Below are 24004 nucleotides of genomic sequence, written 5' to 3' on the forward strand. Positions count from 1 at the left end.
TTATTATAGTAAACGGTTAACCTATTTTATTATACTGAGAGACAGGAGGGAGGGTCAATGGCCAACTGGTTAGCTTTTCTATACGTCTTTGTGGTGACCTTTACTCCGGGCCCCAATAATATCATGGCTCTGGTCAATGCAAACCTATTCGGTTTTCGCAAAACCGTAAAGTTTTTACTGGGGGTTTTTACCGGTTTCGCTCTGATCATGCTGGTGTGCAGTTATTTTAACCTCTGGCTGTTCAATCTGTTGCCTAAAGTACAGATGCTAATGGGTATCATCGGTGCCGTCTATATGCTCTACCTGGCGATTATAATTATGAAGAGCGGGGAACCGGAGGAAAAAGAGGGGAATGCGCAACTCAACTCTTTTCTGGCCGGTCTGACCATGCAGTTTGTCAATCCCAAGGTGATTCTATATGGCATTACGGTTATCTCCAATTTTATTATTACTCATTACAGATCTCCGCTGACTCTATTCCTGTTTTCCCTCTTTCTAGCCTTTGTAGGCCTGGTGGCTACCTCCAGCTGGGCCCTATTTGGAGTGGTGTTTAAGCGCTTTTTGGCCCGTTATCGGCGGCCGTTTAATATAGTATTGGGCTTATTGCTGATTTATAGCGCTGTTTCTATATCAGGTATGGTTAAGTAAATTATCAGGAAGCTGAAAAATTTATTCAACAGTGTTACATTTCCATACAAACAACTCTATATGTATATAGTGAGCAGGCACGAAGAGAGTCCTCGTGCCTGCTCTGTTTGTGCGCCCGGCATGGGCGTTGTCTATAGGGTGAAAGTCCCGAACGGTGAAGGTAGCAGTAGCCGTATGAGAGTACCGATGCGAAGTATAGATGCGGAATGAACCGTAGTAGTGTAGGTGGACGAATTGAGTTTAGATATCTATTATAGCGAGCCTTTTGCGAAGAAATTTATAAGCCTTATGATCCGTAATGCGTGGTGCGTAACGAGCTGGTTTTCAAAAGGGCCCCCTCTATGTTTATGAGACCAATAGGCCGGCAGCGTGGAATTTATAAATTTTTTACTTGCCAATACTACCAAAATAAGGTATAATAATTTTGCCGGCAAACTTGCCGGCAAAAGGATGGTGTAAAAACACATGAAGAATGATCCAATTTTAGCCGACATAAAACAGGATGCAGACTCATTACCTTATTCCCTTTGGGAGGAGATAGGCTTCCGCTTTGGTGATAAGGGAACCCACACGAGCAGAACCATTATGCTGGAAGAGTTATCGTTATTACTTCATGAATGTGCAGAAGATGCGACGCGTGATGACTATGTAACGGCAATTGTTGACTACAATTGCCTGGGCAAGCGGACAGTTGCGACTCGAAGACTTTCCAGTCAGCGTATGCGGGAGTTATATGGTCTCGATCCATCGCTGCCTATATTTAGGATTTTGCGTTATTGCTGGAACGCAGATGAGAAAGGTCACCCACTTCTTGCCTTACTTACTGCTATGGCCCGGGATCCCCTTCTACGAGTTACATCCCTCCCCATTCTCCGGATGCAACCAGGGGAAGAACTGGCCCGGCAACAGATGATAGATGTCCTTCGCGAAAGTACTAGGAACCGACTAAATGATAGCACGCTTGATAAGGTTGTGCGCAACGCTTCTTCATCCTGGACCCAGTCAGGACACTTAAAAGGTCGTGTTCGTAAGATTCGCCAAAAAGTTGAGCCTACACCTGTCGTCACCGCATATGCTCTTCTTTTAGGTTACTTACTTGGTGCCCGGGGTCCCGGTTTATTCAAAACATTATGGACAAAGGTGCTTGATACACCCCCAGAGGAACTTATTTCCTTGGCAATGGATGCGAAGCGCTTTGGATTCTTGGATATAAGCTATTCCGGCGGTATAATCGAAGTTTCAGTTGACCGTATGTTAACCGAGGATGAAAGGAGGCTGATTCGTGAGTAGAATTGAAGAGCTGGCAAACCGCTATCGTAACCATATTGCTACGCCATGGCAGCGTAATCTGGCCGGCGAGCAAAGGATGATTTTTGTTGTCTATGCTCCAGCCCATGAGCGTAAACTCCGTGCCAGGTTAGAATTGTTCGAGATGGCGACCATTGAATCTGGACATAAATGGAAATCTTTCGACTTTACCCAAACCTTCGCCCGATGGATGAGCGGGTTAGAATACAAGGAAGTTTATTTCGAGGAGCCCGAAAATCTGGCGATACCCCTTGAGAGTGAATTCCCGTATTTTGCAGCCGCTGAACTCCGTAAAGTACTTACTGGTGAAGATGTTGACTCTGACACTGTGGTTGCTGTTTATGGCGTTGCCAGCCTGTACGGATTCACTAAAGTATCGTCGGTTCTGAAAGAAGTAGTAAGAGATATTCGTGGGCGATTGGTAGTCTTTTTCCCGGGCGAATTCGAAAATAACAATTATCGTCTTCTTGGTGCACGAGATGGTTGGAATTACCTGGCTATTCCCATCACTTTACATAATGGGGTGAGCGATTGATGAAGAACCGGGAGATTTTCCAACGAGATCCTATTGTTTCAAAACTGCTCAATGACGGCGTAGCTACAGTTACTGAAGCGGCCACTTCTAAAGAGATTGAAACCCTTCGCTATGAACTGGAGCATTTTGTTTGCGAGGGGCAGTATAAAGACGGACTTATACGCATTCTTGAGTCTTACTTGAGCAATGCGGATTCGACAAGCCAGCCAGCCGTTTGGGTAAGCGGTTTTTTTGGCAGCGGTAAATCACATCTTCTGAAGATGCTCCGCCACTTATGGGTTAACACCAAATTTGAGTCGGATGGAGCGACTGCCCGTGAGCTGGTCAGGTTACCGGTGGAAGTAAAAGATTTGCTTAAAGAATTGGATACGTTAGGGAAAAGATGTGGCGGGCTTCATGCTGCGGGGGGGACGCTGCCGTCCGGTGGAGGGAAAAGTCTTCGTCTGGCTGTTCTCAGTATTATCTTTCGCTCGAAAGGCCTGCCCGAGTCTCTTCCCCAAGCCCAATTTTGCCTTTGGCTTCAAAAAAATGGCATCTACAGTCAGGTTGAAAAGGTTGTGGAAGATTCAGGCAAGGACTTTCGGCAAGAACTTCGTCATTTATATGCCAGTCCGGTAATAGCCAAAGCACTGTTGGAGGCTGACCCTGATTTTGCCTCCGATCTCAAGCAGGTGCGAGCCACTATTCGTGCCCAGTTTCCTGATGTAGACGATATTTCGACATCCGAATTCATCCAGATCATTCGTGATGTCCTTTCTGTAAACGGTCAACTTCCCTGCACGGCGATTGTACTCGACGAAGTCCAGCTCTTTATAGGTGACAGTACGGCTCGTTCATATGATGTGCAAGAAGTAGCCGAAGCCCTTTGTAAGCAGCTTGATAGCCGAATACTGCTTATAGGGGCTGGTCAGACTGCGCTGAGCGGTAATCTTCCGCTTCTTCAGCGATTGAAGGATCGTTTTACAATACCTGTGGAACTCTCCGATACGGATGTTGAAACTGTAACTCGCCGGGTAGTGCTGGCCAAAAAAGCAGATAAGCGTAAGGCCATCGAAGAAATATTAAATGCTTACGCTGGTGAAATTGACCGACATCTTGTCGGTACTCGAATTGCTCCCCGAAGTGAAGACCGGAGCATTATCGTCGAAGACTATCCCCTTTTACCCGTCCGCCGCAGATTTTGGGAGCATGTCCTTCGTGCCGTTGACGTTCCAGGAACCAGTAGCCAACTTCGTACTCAACTCCGTATTGTTCACGACGCTGTCCGGGAGATTGCCGAAAAACTTCTGGGTACGGTCGTGCCGGCTGATTTCATATTTGACCAACTCCAGCCAGACTTGCTTCGCACTGGGGTTCTTTTACGGGAAATTGACGAAACCATTCGTAATCTGGACGATGGAACTCCGGAAGGTTTGTTAGCCAAGCGTATTTGCGCACTTATATTCCTCATCCGCAAACTCCCCCGCGAAGCCGTCGCTGATATTGGTGTCCGTGCTACCACGGATATGTTAGCAGATCTTCTGGTAAGCGACCTGGCCAGTGATGGCCCTGCCCTGCGCAGAGAGATTCCACGGATTCTTGAGAAACTGGTTGAGGAAGGGAAGCTTATCAAGCTGGACGAGGAATACAGCCTTCAGACCCGGGAAAGCAGCGAATGGGACCGTGAATTCCGCAACCGGCAAACCCGGCTAAGTAATGATCTTACGGCTTTGTCCAGTAAACGTTCGGCTCTGTTGAATTCGGCCTGTATAGACGTCCTTGGTAATATTAAACTTCTCCAGGGGAAGTGCAAGGTGCCGCGTAAGCTGGTAATTCACTTTGGCAGCGAGCCACCTGAAACTCAAGGCCACGAAATCCCGGTTTGGGTCCGTGACGGCTGGGGAGAAAACGAAAGTACTGTTGTGGCCGATGCCCGGGCGGCTGGTAATGACAGCCCGACTATTTTCGTCTATATTCCGAAAGCAAGTGCCGAGGACCTAAAAAAAGCGATTATTGATTATGAGGCGGCTAAAGCGACCATCGAATTTAAGGGTACTCCTACAACTCCAGAGGGACGGGAAGCTCGCGATGCTATGTCCACTCGTATGAAAACGGCAGAGGTTACCCGGGATAGCATTATCCAGGATGTAATTAATGCGGCTAAGGTGTTTCAGGGCGGTGGACAGGAGCGTTTTGAACTGTCCATAAAAGAAAAAGTGCAGGCAGCCGCCGAAGCGTCCTTGGACCGCCTCTTTCCGAATTTCCGGGATGCTGATGATGAACGGTGGCCGACTGTTATCAATCGGGCAAAGAATGGCGACGAAGCCGCCTTCCAGGCTGTAGGCTGGAACGATGCACCCGAAAAACACCCTGTCTGTTCAGCTATTCTTTCTGAAATCGGATCCGGCAAGACAGGCAAGGAAATTCGCGAAACCTTTGAAAAAGCACCTTATGGCTGGCCGCGTGATGCTATTGACGCTGCTTTGATTACGCTTTTTGCCACTGGACATCTTCGCGCTATATATAAAGGAGTCCAGCTTGACCGTGGTCAATTGGATCAAGCTAAGATTTCGGCTACCGACTTCCGGGTAGAAACGGTAACCATAGATGTCCGCAGCCGCATGAAACTACGAAAGCTTTTTCAAACAGCAGGCCTTAGCTGCAAGGCGGGGGAGGAATCTTCTGTAGCCGGGCAATTTCTTGCCAAGCTTATGGACCTGGCCGAGCGTGCCGGTGGCGATCCGCCACTGCCTGAGCGTCCATCTAAGACCCATTTGGAAACAATGCGGGGACTTGCTGGTAACGAACAACTTGCAGCGATACTGGAACAGTTTGACACCTTGTCCCAACAACTGCAGAATTGGTCAGCATTGGCGGACTTGGCGACAAAGCGCAAACCTGCGTGGGATAGACTTCAGATCCTGTTGAGACACGCCCGTGGCCTCCCCGAAGCGGAAGAACTGCAAAAGCAGGCCAATGCTGTGCGCGATGAACGTCGATTGTTAGAAGAGCCCGATCCGGTTCCGGATATTCACAGAGCAGTCGTCAAAGTGCTCCGTAGTGCTGTCAGGCAGGCTCACGCCAACTTTGAGACGGTATATAACCGGGAGAGAGCGGCACTCGAGGGAAATGAGAACTGGCAGAAACTATCTCCGGAACAGAAGCAAAAAATTCTTGCGGCTGAAGGTATTGCCAGCGTTCCCCGACTTTCCATAGAAGATGACGAGTCCTTGCTTCGAAGTCTCCAGGAAATTCCTCTGTCAAGCTGGAAAACCAGGACAGATGCCCTTCCTCAACAGTTTAGCAATGCTGCCATGGCAGCTGCGAAGTTGCTTGAGCCAAAAACGCAAAAGGTAAAACTGACCAGCAGCATTCTGAGGACAGAAAATGATGTTAAAGCCTGGGTGGCTAAAATTGAGAGAGAACTTCTAGAAAGGATTAAGAACGGCCCCATCGTGATCTCGTAGGAGGGGGAAATGGATGCCGGTACTATCAGTAGAACAGCGAAATAAACTTGAACGTACAGTCGTCGAAGCCCGGGATGTTGCCGAAGCCGGAGCCAAGGCGGCCCTGGAGTCCCTGGCTGTGCACCATCACGAACCTTACAGCCATATGAGTCCAGAACAGCGTCGGCTTCGCAACCACCTTCGTGCCCGGGCGCGGCAACTGGGGGATAAGCAGGACAAAAGCGGAAAACTGGAAATCACGTATCTGATTCAGGAGTGTGCTTACGAGCACTGGCATAGGATGCTCTTTGCCCGTTTCCTTGCGGAAAATGACCTCCTCATCGAGCCGGAGATGGGGGTGGCCGTTAGTCTGGAAGAGTGTGAGGAACTGGCCAAGGAGGAAGGTACCGATCTTTGGACCCTGGCCAGCCGTTTTGCCCAGCAGATGCTGCCGCAGATCTTTCGCCCGGATGACCCGGTGCTGCAGGTTACTTTTCCGTACGAATATCAATTGAAGCTGGAGCAGTTGCTCGACGACCTGGAGCCAGATATCTTTAAAGCCAGCGACGCCCTCGGATGGGTCTACCAGTTCTGGCAGAGTAAGCGGAAGAAACAGGTGAATGAGTCGGGCAATAAAATTGGCGCTGATGAATTGCCGGCTGTCACCCAGCTCTTTACAGAGCCTTATATGGTCAATTTCCTTATTCACAACACCATTGGCGCCTGGTACGCGGGCAGGGTACTGGTGGAAAATCCGCAGCTGGCCGGGCAGGCAGAAAGTGAGGAAGAGCTTCGTAAGGCGGTTTCATTACCCGGTGTAACCTGGGATTACCTGCGTTTCGTCCGAACCGGCGATGGGGAGGGGACGTGGCGTCCTGCCGCTGGCACGTTCGAGGGCTGGCCGAAACGGGCAGCCGAGCTTAAAATACTGGATCCCTGCTGCGGCTCGGGCCATTTCCTCGTAGCGGTTCTTTATCATTTAGTCCCGATTCGTATGGCCGAGGAAGGCCTTACGGCCCGGGAGGCATGCGACGCCGTCCTTAGAGATAATCTCCATGGCCTTGAGATCGATGAGCGCTGCACGCAGATCGCCGCCTTTGCCCTGGCTCTGGCGGCGTGGACCTATCCTGGAGGCGGCGGATACCGTCCCTTGCCCCAGTTGCGAATAGCCTGTTCCGGCATCGCTCCGAATACGAAAAAGGAAAACTGGCTCGCCCTGGCGGGAGATGACGAGCGTCTGCGCAATGGCATGGCCCGGCTTTATGACCTTTTCCGGGATGCGCCCCTTTTAGGAAGCCTTATCGATCCGAGTTCCGCTGTAGAAGACAGCCTGTATGAAGCCCGGTTTGATGAACTCCGCCCTTTACTGGAAAAAGCGATATCCGCGGAGAAAGATGATTACCCTCAGCATGAGTTAAGGGTTGCCGCCTGCGGTATTGCTGATGCGGTTCAGATTCTTGGAGGGCTCTATCATTTGATCATAACTAATGTTCCATACTTGGGTCGTGGTAAGCAGACCAATCTAATCAAAGAATTTTGTGCGCAATATTACTATGAAGCCAAGAACGATATTGCTACTGTATTTTTGGGTCGGCTGCTCCGTCTCAATTCACCTGCCGGCACAACGGCCCTGGTCATGCCGCAGAACTGGCTGTTCTTGACTACTTATAAAAAATTTCGTACCCGGATGCTGAAAACAAGGCGATGGGAAATACTTGCTCAACTTGGTGAAGGAGGATTCGAAAACTCGCAAGCAGCGGGTGCCTTTACTGCTTTACTGGTCATTTCCGCTTCTGCTCCGCCAATGGGACATACCTTCGCCGGCCTCGACGCTACCGCCCCCCGCACGGCGCAGGAGAAAGCTGAAATTCTTCGAGGAGCCGAACTTAAGACGGTGGTGCATGCGGAGCAGCTGAAGAATCCGGATGCACGGGTAGTTTTGGATTCGCTTAATTTGAAAAAATTGCTATCACAATATGCAGATTCATTTCAAGGGATATCGCCTGCAGATTTTCCACATTACGGCCGTTTCTTTTGGGAAATAGCAGCAAGTGGTTTTAGTTGCCCTGAATGGTCTTTTTGGCAGTCGACTGTTACGGTGCATCAACATTATGGCGGTAAAGAGCTAATGCTTTGGCAAAACGCAGATTTTAAACGGGCTGTTGAAATTGGCAAGGCATATATTCGTGGAAAAAATGCCTGGGGAAAACCAGGAGTTGTTGTAAGTGCGATGCGTGGATTACCCTGTACTATATATACTGGGGAAGTATTTGATACAAATGTTGCCGTCATCGTTCCTCATAATCCAGCCCATCTCCCCGCCATCTGGTGTTTCTGTTCTTCGCCTGAATATAACGAAGCTGTCCGCAAGATTGATCAGAAACTGAACGTAACAAACGCGACATTGGTTAAAGTCCCCTTCGACTTGGAATACTGGCAGAAAGTCGCCGCCGAGAAGTATCCAAATGGTCTTCCCGAACCTTATTCAGACGACCCCACTCAATGGATCTTCCACGGGCATCCGGCAGATTCTACCAGCCCCCTTCAGGTGGCGGTGGCCCGCCTTTTGGGCTATCGCTGGCTGGCGGAACTGGATGATTCGATGCGGTTGTCTGCGGAAGCACGCGAGTTGGTACAGCGCTGCAGGGAGTTGGAAGATTACGCCGACGGCGACGGCATAGTCTGCCTCCCTGCTGTTCGTGGCGAAGAACCAGCTGCCGAACGCCTGCGGGCATTACTCGCCGCCGCCTACGGGGAGGAATGGTCGCCAGCCAAAGAGCAGGAACTTATTATTGCAACGGGTTCTGAAGCGAAGGATCTTGACGAGTGGCTCCGCAACGATTTCTTTGAACAGCACTGTAAGCTATTTCACCACCGGCCCTTCATCTGGCATATCTGGGACGGGCGCCGGCGCGACGGTTTCCATGCTCTGGTCAACTACCACAAGCTGGCTGAGGGCAATGGCAAAGGCAGGCAGGTTTTAGAAAGCCTTACTTATAGTTATCTCGGTGAGTGGATTACCCGGCAGAAAGATTGGGTGAAGCGAGGCGAAGGTGGTGCTGAAGACCGGCTGGCAGCTGCATTGGAATTGCAAAAACGCCTTATTGCCATCCTCGAAGGTGAACCTCCTTTCGATATTTTCGTCCGCTGGAAGCCTATCGAACAGCAGCCCATCGGCTGGGAACCGGACATTAATGACGGAGTGCGGATCAACATCCGGCCGTTTATGGCTTCTGACATTCCCGGCGGCCGAAAAGGTGCCGGCATCCTCCGGTGGAAGCCCAATATTAATTGGGGCAAGGACCGCGGCAAAGAACCAACGCGTCCTCAAGAACAGTTTCCCTGGTTCTGGAAGAATGGTAAGTTCACCGGCGAGCGGGTCAATAATGTGCATTTAACCAATGAAGAAAAAAGAAAAGCACGTGAGGCAGTGAACAGGAGTAGATAACTATGTCGATTAGGACAAGTGAAATGTCGGCAAATACACTTTTAGAAGCCGTACGCCAGTCGTTGCTTCGAGCCGGCCGGTATGATCCGGGTGCTGTTGTCCCGCCAGCAGTGATTCTCTGGACCGATGCCGACGGCCAGTGGCAGCCGTTGGTATCCCAGTTGCGCCCGCTTATGCCGGAGCTTTTGACCCTGGGAGATTACAACCCGGAAGAAAAAACCGGACCGGCAATTTGGTTGCGGTGTGTCATTGAACGAATGCTACCTGAAGTTGAACTAGCGGATAAAGCCATCCCAGTCATTTACATGTCAAACGTGAGCCGGCAGGTACTCCGAGCCGGCGAGGAGTGTCCGGACAGCCTCAAACCGCTGGTGGAACTGCAGTATCGCGGTACGGTTTGGACACAGCGTAACGGTAAAGACTGGACAGTTGAGGCATTTTTGGTATCAGAAGATGGTCTGGGCCTGGATGTGGCTAAAGATAAACAGACCCGGCAGGCGATGCTTCGGGCACTACCGCAATTGGCCACCACCCCTGTATCACGGCTGCGAGGTAAACGCCTGGAGGCTGAGGATTTTGATAAGTTGATGGTTGCCGATACCTCCCGGGACTTGCTGTTATGGCTGAATGACCCGGTTCATACGCGCGAGAAATGGGGTAACGACAAGTGGGCGGCATTTTGTGCTCGTTGTAAGGTGGAATATGAGATCGATCCGGGAGAAGGCGAACTTGTTGTTGCTGAAAAAATGGGATTGCGGGATAACGAAGCCTGGCAGACTTTGTGGCAAAGATATGCCGAAGCCCCGGCGCTTTACCCCGGTATTCCCGAAATCTTGCGGCGCGCCAAACCGGCCAGACTGTTATTTGACCGGGAGCCCTGGCCGGACGAAAACGAGGCGGAAGAGGATTCGCTGAGGCAGAGTCTTTTGGAATTGGAAAGATTATCTCCCGCTGATGCCAGACAAAGAATCGAAGAACTCGAGAAGGAACACGGTGCACGGAGGGAGTGGATCTGGGCCCGGCTGGGACAGAGCCCGCTGGCCGTGGCCTTAAAACACCTCGTAACTCTGGCCCGAAAAACAGCTCAAGGCCTTGGAGGCGACTCGCCAAAAGCAATGGCTGATCTGTATACGGAGGGTGGATATCTGGCCGATGATGCCGTATTGAGGGCAATTAGCAGCGTAAAATCATCGGAGGATGCGAGGGCATTACAAGTTGCTATTCGCAGTATTTATCTGCCCTGGCTAGAGGATGCAGCCCGGCATTTTCAAGATTTAATTGCAACCTTCCCTTTGCCGAACGTTGCCAGCAAAAAACAAACTTTAATTGCCGCCAATCCTGGGCAGTGTTTGCTTTTTGTGGACGGACTTCGATTTGATATTGCCCAGCGTTTGATTGCCATGGCCGAAGAAAGACAGCTCCAGGTAAATATAAATTGGCGCTGGGCGGGACTGCCCACAGTAACTTCAACGGCGAAACCAGCAGTCTCCCCAATAGCAGGAAAGCTTTCAGGTGAACTACCTGGCGAAGACTTTATTCCGGAGGTCAGTGAGGTTAATCTTTCACTAACTACCGACCGGTTTCGCAAGCTCTTAACGGAAGCAGGCTATCAGGTGTTTAATTCCTTTGAGACGGGCAACCCGGATGAGCCTGGAGCACGTGGGTGGACGGAATTTGGCGAATTTGACAGATTGGGTCATACATTGCAAAGCAAGTTCGCTGCCCGCATCGATGAACAGCTTGAGCTAGTTCTGGATCGAATCCAAAATTTACTGGAGGCAGGCTGGAAGCAGGTACGCATTGTCACGGACCATGGGTGGCTTTTAGTTCCGGGTGGGCTGCCGGCCATGAAACTACCCAAATACCTCACCGAAAGCCGCTGGACAAGATGCGCCGCCATCAGGCCGGGAACCCGTGTTGATGTGCCAACTGCTGAATGGTACTGGAATGCCTATCAGCACTTTGCTTTTGCACCGGGGGTATATTGTTTCGTCAAAGGTAACGAGTATGCCCACGGAGGCGTAAGCCTTCAGGAATGCCTTATTCCTGAATTGACCTTTAATTCTATAGAGTTAGCTCCAGTAACGGTTAGTATAAGGGAAATTCAATGGTTTGGGTTGCGTTGTCGCGTTGCAGTTAATACCGGCAGTGCCGAAGTCATAGCCGACCTGCGGACAAAACCCAATGATCCGAATTCCAGTATTACTACGCCCAAGCAGATTGATTCCACTGGACGTGTTGGACTTCTTGTCGCGGACGATTCCCTTGAAGGAACTACGGTCAGTCTTGTCCTGCTCGACCCATCAGGACGCGTGCTTGCAAAGCAGGCAACCACCGTTGGAGGTGAGGACTAAATATGGAGCTTGACGCTCTCGATAAACTAGCAGCTTCTGTATTCGATGGGTATATAGTACGGAAGGACTTGGTGCGGAAATACAGCCGGCTGTATCCTGTACCTACATACGTGGTAGAATTCCTGCTCGGTCGGTATTGTGCAACTGTCGATGAAAAAGAGATCGAGGAAGGCCTGGAGATTGTTGAGAGGCAATTAAAGGATCGCACGATTAGGACCGGTGAAGAAGAACTTTTTAAAGCACGGGCAAGAGAGATTGGCTCGGTCAAAATAATTGACCTCATCAAGGCTCGATTGGACACCAAAAACGATTGTTTTGTTGCTGAACTGCCGAGCCTGGGGCTAAAAGATGTCCGGATTGACGATAACCTGGTTCGTGAAAATGAGCGAATGCTGACCGATGGGTTTTATGCAGAAGTCACCCTCGTCTATGATGCTGCCATTGCCCAGGAGAAAAACGGTCGTCCCTTCGCCATTGAAAGCTTACGAGCCATTCAACTTTCAAAGGTAGACGCACTGACAGTACTACAGCGAGGGAGGAGTCAATTCACCACCGACGAATGGAAACGTCTTCTAATACGTTCCGTAGGATTAGAACCGGATGCACTTTCAGAACGGGCTCAAAATATCGCCTTATTGCGGATGGTGCCTTTTGTAGAGCGAAACTACAATCTTGTTGAAATAGGCCCCCGGGGGACCGGCAAAAGCCATTTGTTTCAGCAAATCTCTCCTTACTCCCATTTAATTTCAGGTGGTAAAGCCACAGTGGCTAAAATGTTTGTGAATAATGCCACCGGGCAACGTGGTCTTGTCTGCCACTATGATGTCGTGTGCTTTGATGAAGTATCCGGTATATCCTTCGATCAGAAAGACGGCGTCAACATTATGAAAGGCTACATGGCCTCTGGCGAATTCTCCCGCGGTAAGGAAAGTATTCGTGCTTCCGGCGGCATTGTAATGCTGGGGAATTTTGATGTGGATGTTCAGCAACAGCAACGCATCGGCCATTTATTTAGTCCACTCCCGCCGGAGATGCGGGATGATACGGCTTTTATGGACCGTATTCATGCCTATGTTCCAGGGTGGGAGTTTCCCAAGCTCAATCCAAATATTCATCTTACGGATCATTTTGGATTAGTTAGCGACTTTCTCTCCGAGTGCTGGCACAAACTCCGTGATGGTAGCCGGGTTTCCGTGCTGCAGGGTAGGGTTAACTGGGGAGGAGCGCTCAGCGGTCGTGATATTGAAGCCGTCAATAAAACCGTTAGCGGCCTGATCAAGCTGCTTTTCCCTGATCCCGAGATGTCGATACCTGATGAAGAGCTGGAAAAGATCGTCCGAATTGCCCTGGAATTACGTCGCAGGGTGAAAGAACAGCAAAAGCGCTGTCTTAAGACGGAATTTCGAAATACTCATTTCAGCTACTCCATGGGAGTAGATGGGGTGGAACAGTTTGTTTCCACGCCGGAACTCCATAGTGATGAAACCATTGACAGTGATCCCTTGCCTCCAGGGCAGATATGGGCGATCAGTCCCGGTGGTCAGGACGCTTCGCCAGCTTTATATCGAATAGAGGTTACCGTTGGTCCTGGCAGTGGAGTAAAAATTCTTAACTCACCCGTTCCGCCGGCATTTCGGGAGAGCGTCCGTTACGGAGAACAGAATCTGTATGTTAGAGCCAAAGAGCTGGTTGGAGACCGCGATCCGCGCGCGCATGAGTTTTCCATCCAATTACGCGCTATGGACGTGGAACGTTCAGGCCAGGGACTCGGATTACCAGTGCTGATTGCCCTTTGCGGCGCTCTAATTGAGCGAAGCGTTAAGGGTGGATTGATCATAGTCGGAGCCTTAAACCTTGGCGGTTCAATTGAGATGATACCAAATCCGGTTGCTGTGGCCGAACTGGCCCTTGAGAAAGGAGCTACGACGCTGTTAATGCCAATATCTTCTCGAAGGCAACTGTTTGATCTTCCTGACGAAATGGCTACGAAGATCAACATCGAATTCTATGCTGATGCAACGGATGCTTTTGTTAAGGCGATTGTTGATTAGTATACAAAGCTGGGGGATTCGAGTTGACAGTTAGAACCCAAGGGCTTGCAGCCGCACACCGAGGATATATATATCAAGATTTAGCGACGGCCTATTTCTTTGCTATAGGGTTGGTGGATCGCTTTGTCACAATGACTGTTGACCGTAAGGTCTACCCCGGTGACCGGTTTGACGATCTGACGGTTCGAAAAACCGTAGGTGTTGTGCGGCGGCAATTCAAATCTAGTGAAAACGATGCAAGGTGTTTAGAAATTAAGGATTTCACTACCGACCGTACAAGTCTAAGAATTGATTACCTTGTCCGTAGTTATAAGAAAACTAGTACGTCAGCAGCAGAAGAATATCGCCTTTGCGCTACATGGGCGAGACCTACGGACCCTAATCTTTTAATGCTTCTTGAGGAGGTTCCTGGACAAGTATCTTTTACAGGCCACCCCTCAAAACTTTACCGTCTACGACCTGATTTAATCTGGCCTGAGGGTGGTTCGCCTGTTTGGAAGCCACTTCGGGAGGCAGGGGACATTTCGCGGCAGGATTTTGTTGACTTCGCCGCACGCTTTATTATCGAATTGGAGTGCCCGCAGGCATCCAGCGACCTTACTAATCCTGGGCCACTCGAAAGGCTGCTTTTCCGTGTTCTGTCAGAGAGCATTGGTGTGGGGCGCTACCCGAATCAGCATCGAAACGAAGTGGATGTTGCGGCCAGGTTGGTACAGTTAGCTAACAAAGCGCGGTCTGAGGGCCAGACTTTGGAGCCAACAGATATAGAGGCCGAACTTCGTCTGCGCACGGATTATGGGCGGGTAGCCCAAAAGTTTGCGCTCGATAGGGCAGAGTTTGTTAATCGGGACTCACTGCAGAACATTCTGCTTGACCAAATCAAGTCTCAAAAAGTGGTTATCCTCACCGGTGGCCCAGGTTCTGGAAAATCGTGGATACTTACTCACCTTGCTGAAAAGTTGCGAAACCGTGGGAACTTGGTGGCGCGTCATTATTGTTACCTGGAACCAGGTGACCCGGATGTCCAGCGGCGTGTTACGACAAATGTTCTCTTTGCTAATCTGATTGCTGAGTTAGTAGATAGTCTTCCAGCACTTAAGGAGAGACATCGGCCGATTTATGCAGCAGGTCCTCGTGAACTGGAAACCTTATTACAACATGCCGTTGAGTTAGATACTACAAAAAAGGTTGTTTTAATCATTGATGGTATTGATCACATTTCCCGCGTATTAAGTGAGTCCCGCTCGGTTGCGGCGGAAGACACTGACATCGTTGAGGAACTTGCTGCACTTAATCTACCTGAGGGTGTATGTCTTGTAATCGGCTCGCAACCTGGTGAACAACTTAATCCTTTACTAGGTTCTGCTACGCCCATTACCATGCCAGATTGGGAACGCCAAGAAATCGCTGTTCTGGCTGACCGTCTTGGAGTCATTGAGATTTTGCGGAAGGAAGGGTTTGCAGACATCGAAGAGGAGTTCATCGTCGAACTCCATCAGCGTGCCGAGGGCAATCCCCTATATGCAACGTTTTTATGCCGCCAAATCCTGGTCCAATTTAGGGGGCGTAGCGCGTTCAATCCGATGGAATCTCTTCGGGAGGCTCCGCTTGCTGGCGGTAACATTTCTTCATATTATGAATATCTTCTTCGCACGGTCCACCTTGACTGCCGCATAATTGCTGAGTTTCTTGGAGTCATTGATTTCGGGGTTACGGAGCGAGAGTTGCAAGAAATCTTCCCCGAAATTACCCACCACATTCCGATTGCACTAGCTCATTTGTCTCCTATTCTAAAGCGGGTAACTGCCCAGGGGGGAGTAAGGATTTATCATGAGAGCTTCCGCCGCTTTATTATGGAGTATATCCGGGCTTGCGGGGGCTCAGTCGCGGCTATTCTCTCGCGAGTAATTGACTGGCTTACCAAACGGGGATTTTATGATGAAGCAAAGGCATATCGTTTCCTACTTCCCTGTTTGCGTCGGGCAGGACGGAATCAAGAGATCCTCGAAATGGTCGGCCCCAATTTCGTGTCTGATAGTGTTGCAGCCGGACATCCACGCAGTGCAATTGAAGCCAACTTGGGAATTGCCATCGACGTCGCCACAGAAGAGCGAGATTGGCCAGCCTTGTCCCGTTGTGCCGAATTGCTTCGTTCAGTTCATACGTGCTTTGAGGAAAAGCTCTTGGACGTTGAGTTATACGGGCGAACCTTCGCAGCTGTGTTCGGGGCCGCAGCGCTTAGTGAACGGTTGCTTTTTGATGGGCAACCAACCATGCCACGGGATCAAGGACTTATCCTTTGCTCACTCTGTGACGATGCCGGTGAAGGGCCTCCATGGGAGGAATATCTTAATCTTCCGAGGAGCAATAGTGAGGACTCTAATAGTGAGAAGACTGCCGTAGCCGAATTTCACGGATGGCTTCGTGTCAAAGGTTTAGAAGAAATGAGTGAACGTGTGTCAACCTGGCTTGAACGTACCTCAGACCCTCCTCTGGAATATCTTCGCGGAATACTGCGTAAGCTTGTACAATTTGGTGGTCCTCCTACCCTCATTAAATTATTAGATAGATCACGCATGGCAACCGAGATTGCAAGTGTGGTCAAGTTGGAACTTGCACGGGCATACTTTGAAAATGGGGATCTTAAGGCAGCAAGCGAAGTCGCTACCCAAGCTGTACAGGGTACCACCTCTGTTGAATTGGCCTATGAATGTTTAACCCTAGGCGCAGCACTGACCGAGGTAGCCAAAAAGTGCCCTGATCTTGACACACTACATATTGGTCTTGACGGGGAACGCCATTACCTGGATACAGAACCGGTGCGTAAATGGGTGGCGGGTATCGGAATTACAGCCTTTACAAATCCCCGCCTTCTTTCAACGTGGCTAAGCCGCGTCGAAGGAAAAGGATGGTATCGGGCCTGGCTTCGGTTTGTCATATTACTTTCACTAGCAGAAGTGAAAGCCCAGCAAGATGCCCCTGCTGCTGAAGAAGATATATTAGCTGCCCTAAGAGAGTTGGCTAGCGATACCTATCCATTTAGAGGTGTACCTCGAGCCTGTGACCTTTATCGAATTCATACGGTTATACATGACACTATTTCCCGCGCTCTTCGATTATTGCATGGGATACAGCAATGGGATGAAGCGCTGGACTTACTTGCCAAAATAGCAGATGGTACAACCACATACTTTCAAGGCATACCAGATGGGCCCCTTATTCCAGAAGCATTAATCGAGATACTATTGCCATATAGCTCCCGGAAGGAACTCAATGAGCGGATTGTGCAGGCAATTGAACGTCAGGTGAAACGGGCTGAAAAAGTTGGTGAGTTCTATGAAATCCATGCTACACACGAGATGTATTTATCACTTGCATTAGCAAAATGTGGGCATATAGATCTTGCCCGCGCTCGGTGGCAGAATGCAGCTGTGTACCTTACTGCATACGGTTTTCGAAAGGATATTACTATATATGAGCTCCTAGAGAGTCTACCGGTATTGGGTTCTGCTGACTCTGAACGAACAATTAGCGCCTTGGCTAAAGTTCAGCCACTGGTGGATGCAGTGGTAGATCATACTGATGGCAAGGAAACCCGCCATGCCCCAAACCATTGGTTTCGTACCTTGATCAAAGTCGATTTAGTTGGAGGGCTTGCTTTGCTGGCACGCTCGCTTGTGTTGCGGGGTGGGAGAATTGACTGGCGGCTGGAAAGTGCAATCGAAGATGTCATCGATGCTAGCAGAGAAATTGGGAATCCTCTTATTCTTAACTTCCTGGAGTCAACCTTACCATTCACAGGTGCGGTAGAAGAGGTAGAAAAGCGGCTAACAGTGATCGAACGCCTTCTAAGTGTGGACCCTATAGCAGGCGAACAAGCCCTTCGTAGGCTTGCTGCACAGGTTCAGGGTGATTCAGAAAAATTCAATTCTGCTGCTTACGAAAAGGTGGAAGGATTTGCACAAAGCCATGACTTTTCCCTACCTGCGGGTAGGCACGAAGTAGGTCCGACAGAGACGGAAAGTGGCGAGACACGGACAACTACATTGCATAAACAAGATGATTTCCCCGTGTTTCATGATGAGCCATTATTTCCGTGCGAGGCAACCCCTCTAGACATTATGAAGGAATTGCGTCAAACTCGCCGGCAGTCCCTGGATAAAGGGATTAACCAGCCTAAGTTCGTCAATGCCCTGGGCTACCGACTTGTTGAATTGCTAGATCAGGGTAAAGAAAGCGAAGTTATCCGCCTGATACGATACTGGGCGCGCGAACACTTCTTTGGAAGTGCAGCAACACCATTGGCCGAATTAGCAGAGGGACTTCAACGACATGGATACACTCGTGCTGCGTGTATTGCCTATACACTGGCTTACGCGCGCTCGCGAGGAGGTGGAGGCTGGTTAGTGTTGGGTGGTCAGGCATACGAGCCTTGGCTTATGCATGCACTGACATTATCAAAAAATGAAGCCATAGAAACTTTGGCGATGGAGATTGCTCATCTTCTCCACAAATCAACATATGTTATCGGTATTACGAGGCATCTTACCGAACTGTGTGTAGCGTGGGGCCAAGTCGATGTTGCCTTTGCGGTATGGAATGCTGCATTCGAAGTTATTAACCATCGTTTGCCTCGGGGCGAAATCCCAGTCGGTCCTTTTGTACCGTATACGCCACAGGATACCCCACTATGGTCGCTTGATGAGGGCCTTCTATCAGTTCTATTGGCTAGAGTCAGTCACCCGGAACTTGAGAGGAAGTTAACAGCCCTCTCCAGCCTTGCAGCCATAATTGGGTCTATCACGAAGAATGTTATTGCCCCATTGCAACAAACGCTTCGTTTAGATACCCCATTAACCTCCATCCTAGTAATACTTCAGACGCTTCTGGAAGCAGAAACAAAGCCTTATGATATTACTACTGCCCTGCGTGCTGAGCTTTTAGAACTTAGTAGATGTGAAAGTTTCGGTCTACGTATCCTAGCTCAAGTTCTTCTCAAACGGGCCAGTATTAAACCACTAGCCGGAAACCCATCTAACCTACGTTCGGTAGCAATGCAATTGGAAAACAATAAAGAAAAAGCCATCCTCTCGCTTGATTGGGGCAACCGCATAAAAACAATTGCAAACATCTGGCCGCAGTTTCCATCATATATAGCGGTACATTTCAACCAGCTTTGGGATGGATCAAAAGTTCATGAGGAGCGGGCGCGGTCTCGCCATAAAGCTGCGAAGGACCACGTGAGGCGTAACTTACCTCCAGTACCTTTACTTTTTTGGGAGAATGAATTGTTTGAATGTGCCTTCCATGATGTTTTGAATGGAGTCGATGCTTACCTTTGGCGTCGAGGTTTATGGACTCCTACTGCTACCAATGAAATTGCGGAGAGGGTCTTGCCACATTTAAAGCTTCACGTTGCAACCTGGCATAGCCGAGTCGTCCGCCCACCCTTTCCTCTACCCAGTGAGCAGTGTACTGAAATACTACCAGTTTCTGTTATCGATGGTGAGGATGAGTATAACGGCTGGTATCGCTGCGGCTACTACGAGGAGGAACTGATTTTAGACAATAAAGTGCTGGGTGATGTAGTTGAGAAAGTGACTGTGGTTGCTGGGATTGTGTTTTTGGAGAGCTTCGGTTTTAAGAAGCCCTTTCCCTTAGGGAATGGTAATGCAGAATTTTGGTGGGAACAGGGTAATGACATTCCTTTTTTGCACCCAGATGGGTTCGTTGGACCTCTGGTTGGTTTGGATTGGATAAGTGATTTTTTAGGTGTGCGTCCCATTTTGATGTTACCACCTACGCTCAAGGCACGATGGGGGTTACAGCCAGGTCTGTGGCCCGGCCCGCTAAAATTAGTTGACAGGCAAGGCCAAGCTGCAGTTGTTTTCCGTTGCTGGAAAGTACGCCCTGTAGGTGACGATCTTGCTCAGGAGATCCCGATGTTGCAAGGATGTGAACTCCTTGTGCGACCCGACCTGTTTAATCAGCTATTACAGGGTTCCATGCGGATTCCGGTTGAAGTAAAAGAAATAATTCATAGTGCCCCAGGTGATTACTAGAAATAGAGTGCTGTATTGATTTTCCTTACGAAATTTTTATTTTTACAAGCAATTAAAGGTACGAGCAGATGCGTCTTCTAATGGCGGTGATGGTCGCTGGTGCCTTTGGCAGTTATATCAGGATCGAAAGTGCCCAGCGCATTGGTTTGCTGCCGGTAATTCCCGGCGGACGTGTTGTGGCGGTCGGCAATGCTGCCGGAGATGGGGCCCGGCTGGCCCTGGTTTCCCGTAGCCAGCGGGAGCTGGCCAGGGAACTGGCGGCGCGGGCCCGGCATATAGAGCTGTCCGCCCATCCGGATTTTCGGCGGGAGTTTTTACAAGCCCTTCAGTTCCCGGTGATTTGACATTGATATAAACGGGGTGTTGTGTATATTAATATGCTAAGGGGAGCAGAAAAAATTATCCAGGATTATGGCTATTTCCCTACTTTTCATGATGATATCATCAAGGAAATTCAAATTACTCCCGGGCGAATAGAAATAAAGGCAGAGATGGTAACTTTCCCGAAGGGCGAAACTCTTATCCTGATGTAATTTTTGTTTGTGAAGGGATAAACTCCTTTGAACAAGAATATGTAATCGATGATTTGCTAACCTATATTTTTAATTTAGACTTTACAATGGTTGACAACTTGATCCAGATGGAAATAGCCGGGGATGGAGTGGTAGGCAGAGTTGTATGTAAAAATCTTGAAATAAAATTAGCTGATTAAATCCGGTGGGAAATATTTAGTTTGCTTAGAGGACGATGACCTTTTTGCACATTCTCCACATCAGTCTGGTCGTCATTTTGGCAACAAATATGCGATAATAAAGGAAACGCGTAAACAACTTGTTGACTAAAAGGGATAATCAACATATACCATATACTATAAAAAAGGGGTGTTAAATTTTATTAATACGGGCCAACTACTCAGGATAAAAAATAACCATCTGAGCCTTTACAGTTTCTTCGCCTGCATTAAAATAGGCATGGGGCCTGTCCGCCTTAAACCTGATGGCATCCATTGCCCTGACCAAAGCGGCGGCCTTCCTGACTTTTACTCCGGGCCCTAATAATATCATGGCTCTGGTCAATGCAACCAGTTCGGATTCCGCAGGACTCTGTTTTCCCTTTTTTTGGCCTATGTTGGTCTGGTGGCAACCTCTAGCTGGGTACTATCCGGAGTGATGTTCAAACGCTGGCCTGCTATCGGCGACCGTTTAATATTGTACTGGGTTTGCTTCTGATTTATAGCGCGATTTCTATTTCAGGGATGATTAAGTAAAATTTTTTCGACTATGTTACATTTCTATGCGAAAAACACTATATGTATATAGTGAACAGGCACGAGGATAGTCCTCGTGCCTGCATTGCTTACAGCAATAAAAATCTGGAGGGAATATTATGGTAAATGAGGAATTTACAACATTGCGTCAAACGGAAGAGATGTTGAAGTATCTGGGCATAGATACATCTACTTTTTCATTAGCGGATTTACGGCAAATGCAGCCTAAACTGGAGGTTCTGGAAAGGTTTGATAAACGAATGCTGCCGGTGGAAAAAACACTGAACCGGATTATGGCAGAAGGGGAATATACAACAGCAGAGGCAGTGGTGATCCTTGTTACTTATGTATTAAATTTGATTCAAAAAGCCAAAGGCGATGAAGGCATAGATATACTTGTTTCCCTGCCGGAGTATTATATACAGGCATTATTGCATATTATGGACAAGGATTGAGGTGCGATTACAACTTTTGACAACCAAAGGTGCTTTCGGTAAAATAATTTTATAACTGATGCCAATTTATTTCTGGAGTGACCACTGTGCATTTTTTTGAAGTCAACCTCAATCCCCAGCAAGAAAAAGCTGCTACCCATGGCAGGGGTCCGGCCCTGGTTCTGGCCGGGCCCGGTTCCGGCAAAACCACTGTCATCACCGTTAGAACTGCTTTCCTCATCCGGGAACTGGGTGTATCCCCGGCCAATATCCTTACCCTTACCTTCAACCGGGCCGCCAAACTGGAAATGGAACAGCGTTTTCGCCGCTTTTCTGGCAGTGAAATAGGCTACCAGGTCCAGTTTTCCACTCTGCACAGTTTCGGCAACCAGGTGGTCAGGGACTACGAAAACCTGAAAGGGAAACGGCTCAAACGCATCGAAGGGGATGAACAGGCAGTTGAAAACAAGCGCAACATCCTGCGCAAGCTCTACCGGGAACTGAATGGCACCAACCCCGGCGATGAAGAGCTGGAAAACCTGAGCAACGAAATCGGGCTGGTGAAGAACAAAATGCTCACCAGCCTGAGCGGTATCAATTTTAGTACCCCCAATTTTGAGGGCCTTTACCGTGCTTATGAAGAATACAAAAAGTCCAATTTCTATATGGACTTTGATGATATGCTTACCTATGCCTATGCGATTCTAAAACGTTATCCTGACATTCTCAACTTTTACCGCAACCAGTACCCCTATATCCAGGTGGATGAGGGCCAGGACCTCTCGAAAATTCAGTTCGAAATCCTGAAATTGCTCATTCAACCCGGAAACAACCTCTTCATCGTTGCTGATGATGATCAGTCCATTTATGGCTTCCGGGGAGCAGAACCCGGATATATCCTGGAGATGGAACGGCAACTGCCGGGTTGCCGAATTTATAAGCTGGAACAAAACTATCGCTCCAGTCGTAATATCGTAGAAATCAGCAGCCAGTTTATCAAGGCCAATCAAAACCGCTATGACAAACAACACCGGACAGATAATGCCAGTAAGGCTGATCCTTTTATTATTAAAGTTAAAGATGAACTGGAGCAGCTGCGATTGATTATAAAAACAGTTAAAGAAAAATGGCAACAGTATCCGGATAGCAGCATTGCCATACTATACCGCAATAACCTCTCGTCTCTTCTGCTGGTGGATGGTCTGGAGCGGGAGGGGATTGGTTTTAAATTAAAACAAAATAAACTGTTCTTTTTCAAGCACTGGGTGATTCAGGACCTGCTTGCCTTTATGCGGTTTGCTCTTGATCAGACGGATGGGGATGCTTTCCGGCGGATAGGGCATAAAATGAAACGTTATCTGTCCAGAGACCTGATAGAATTGGCACTGACGGCTAAGACCGGGAAAAATGTGCTTGAAATTCTGCTTACCAGTGAGCGTTTGGCAGCTTATCAGCGAAAGGTTATTGCCGATTTGAAGGGAGAATTCCAGCGGCTGGCCCGAAGCCGTCCGGTAGCGGCCCTGGAGTATATAGAAAAGAGCTTCAAGTATTTCGAACTGCTCAAGAATTACTGTCAGTCCCAGAACCTGAACTATGATTATTATTATAGCCTGTACGGTGAACTGAAGAATCTGGCCGGCAATTATCCTTCTCTGGCGGCCTTCCTGGAGCGGATGACCCGGCTGGAGCAAATCTTTGAACAGGGGCAGGTGAGAATGGGGGCACAACAGCAACTCACTCTCAGCACTATCCATTCAGCCAAAGGGCTGGAGTATGATTGTGTATTGATGGTGGATTTATGCAACCCGGAAATTCCCGGCCAGCGGGCAATGGACCTGGCTATAAAAAATGGAGATAATTTCCTGTTGGAAGAAGAAAGGCGCCTGTTTTATGTAGGCATGACCCGGGCCCGTGAATATCTCTACCTGATTACCCCGCTAAGAAAAAATGGGGCTGTAGTCCCGCCTTCGCTGTTCGTGGAGGAAGTGCTGACCTGTATCGATAGGGAATTCGCCAGTCATAACATGCATGGGGCGGTGGTTTATCATAATAAATTTGGCAAAGGCATAGTGGTCGAGGTAAAAGAAAATGATAATGGGCGCACCGTTATTATAGTAGAGTTCAGCGGAGTCAGGCGTAAACTGGATTTGGGAATCTGTCTGGAGAATGGAGTGTTGCATTTTGGGGAGGTAAGCAGCAGCTTCAGAAAACTATACTATAATTGATTGTATGAAAACCAGGGCCAAGGCGGTTCTGGCGGTAATCTGGACTTTTTCTATGTTTAGGAAATTATTGGAAACAATGGAAACGTGTCGATTAAATGGGTTGCATAATTTTAGCAAAAAATAGAGGACATAAATTCTATTGGCTAACACGTGCACAAAAAGTTTAATTCAGGTTAAAATAAGCAGGAAAAGCCCGCTTTTTGCAGAATATGACCCGAGGGACTAATGTCAGTAAATTTCTGGGGGG

12 protein-coding genes are annotated in these 24004 nt (G+C 48.8%); all 12 read left to right on the forward strand.

Annotation, left to right across the window (positions count from 1 at the left end):
* The first annotated feature begins 57 nt into the window (after positions 1-57).
* Entirely contained in the window at positions 58-648 is a 591-nt protein-coding gene (locus CTH_RS02150) for a LysE family transporter (RefSeq protein WP_107752879.1), read from the forward strand.
* A gap of 465 nt (positions 649-1113) precedes the next feature.
* Positions 1114-1938 carry a hypothetical protein gene (locus CTH_RS02155; protein WP_107752881.1) on the forward strand — a complete coding sequence of 275 codons (825 nt, stop codon included), beginning with the start codon at positions 1114-1116 and terminating at the stop codon, positions 1936-1938.
* Positions 1931-2491: a DUF1788 domain-containing protein gene (locus CTH_RS02160; RefSeq protein ID WP_107752883.1), complete on the forward strand. Its 561-nt coding sequence runs from the start codon at positions 1931-1933 to the stop codon at positions 2489-2491. The genes CTH_RS02155 and CTH_RS02160 overlap by 8 nt, the downstream gene beginning before the upstream one ends.
* The gene (brxC, locus tag CTH_RS02165) at positions 2491-5937 is read left to right on the forward strand and encodes a BREX system P-loop protein BrxC (protein ID WP_107752885.1); all 3447 of its coding nucleotides are present in this window, start codon (positions 2491-2493) and stop codon (positions 5935-5937) included. Before CTH_RS02160 ends, brxC begins: the two co-directional genes overlap by 1 nt.
* Positions 5938-5950: 13 nt before the next feature.
* Positions 5951-9364, forward strand: coding sequence for an Eco57I restriction-modification methylase domain-containing protein (locus CTH_RS02170; RefSeq protein ID WP_107752888.1), 3414 nt, complete (start codon positions 5951-5953; stop codon positions 9362-9364).
* Positions 9365-9366: 2 nt separating this feature from the next.
* Positions 9367-11718, forward strand: a complete 2352-nt coding sequence (gene pglZ, locus CTH_RS02175; protein WP_107752890.1) for a BREX-1 system phosphatase PglZ type B — start codon at positions 9367-9369, stop codon at positions 11716-11718.
* Positions 11719-11720: 2 nt separating this feature from the next.
* Positions 11721-13769: a protease Lon-related BREX system protein BrxL gene (gene brxL / locus CTH_RS02180; protein WP_107752892.1), complete on the forward strand. Its 2049-nt coding sequence runs from the start codon at positions 11721-11723 to the stop codon at positions 13767-13769.
* Positions 13770-13792: 23 nt separating this feature from the next.
* Positions 13793-19831 (forward strand): P-loop domain-containing protein, encoded by a 6039-nt coding sequence (locus CTH_RS02185; RefSeq protein WP_107752894.1) that lies wholly within the window; start codon positions 13793-13795, stop codon positions 19829-19831.
* 80 nt (positions 19832-19911) lie between these two features.
* Positions 19912-20175 carry an ASKHA domain-containing protein gene (locus CTH_RS02190; RefSeq protein WP_159073799.1) on the forward strand — a complete coding sequence of 88 codons (264 nt, stop codon included), beginning with the start codon at positions 19912-19914 and terminating at the stop codon, positions 20173-20175.
* Positions 20176-20208: 33 nt separating this feature from the next.
* Positions 20209-20364, forward strand: a complete 156-nt coding sequence (locus CTH_RS14060; RefSeq protein ID WP_159073800.1) for a hypothetical protein — start codon at positions 20209-20211, stop codon at positions 20362-20364.
* An 853-nt stretch (positions 20365-21217) separates the two neighbouring features.
* Complete coding sequence (locus tag CTH_RS02195) at positions 21218-21553, forward strand: hypothetical protein (protein WP_107752898.1); 336 nt, start codon at positions 21218-21220, stop codon at positions 21551-21553.
* An 86-nt stretch (positions 21554-21639) separates the two neighbouring features.
* Positions 21640-23757, forward strand: coding sequence for an ATP-dependent helicase (locus CTH_RS02200; protein ID WP_242979094.1), 2118 nt, complete (start codon positions 21640-21642; stop codon positions 23755-23757).
* Positions 23758-24004: the final 247 nt, after the last annotated feature.

It is taken from the genome of Carboxydocella thermautotrophica, assembly GCA_003054495.1.
Taxonomy (GTDB): Bacteria; Bacillota.

Bases quoted from the DNA above. Each gene is read 5' to 3' on its own strand.
- CTH_RS02155 (WP_107752881.1), top strand. From the start codon at position 1,114: ATGAAGAATGATCCAATTTTAGCCGACATAAAACAGGATGCAGACTCA.
- CTH_RS02170 (WP_107752888.1), top strand. From the start codon at position 5,951: ATGCCGGTACTATCAGTAGAACAGCGAAATAAACTTGAACGTACAGTC.
- CTH_RS02150 (WP_107752879.1), top strand. From the start codon at position 58: ATGGCCAACTGGTTAGCTTTTCTATACGTCTTTGTGGTGACCTTTACT.
- brxL (WP_107752892.1), top strand. From the start codon at position 11,721: ATGGAGCTTGACGCTCTCGATAAACTAGCAGCTTCTGTATTCGATGGG.
- pglZ (WP_107752890.1), top strand. From the start codon at position 9,367: ATGTCGATTAGGACAAGTGAAATGTCGGCAAATACACTTTTAGAAGCC.
- CTH_RS14060 (WP_159073800.1), top strand. From the start codon at position 20,209: ATGCTAAGGGGAGCAGAAAAAATTATCCAGGATTATGGCTATTTCCCT.
- CTH_RS02190 (WP_159073799.1), top strand. From the start codon at position 19,912: ATGGCGGTGATGGTCGCTGGTGCCTTTGGCAGTTATATCAGGATCGAA.
- CTH_RS02195 (WP_107752898.1), top strand. From the start codon at position 21,218: ATGGTAAATGAGGAATTTACAACATTGCGTCAAACGGAAGAGATGTTG.
- brxC (WP_107752885.1), top strand. From the start codon at position 2,491: ATGAAGAACCGGGAGATTTTCCAACGAGATCCTATTGTTTCAAAACTG.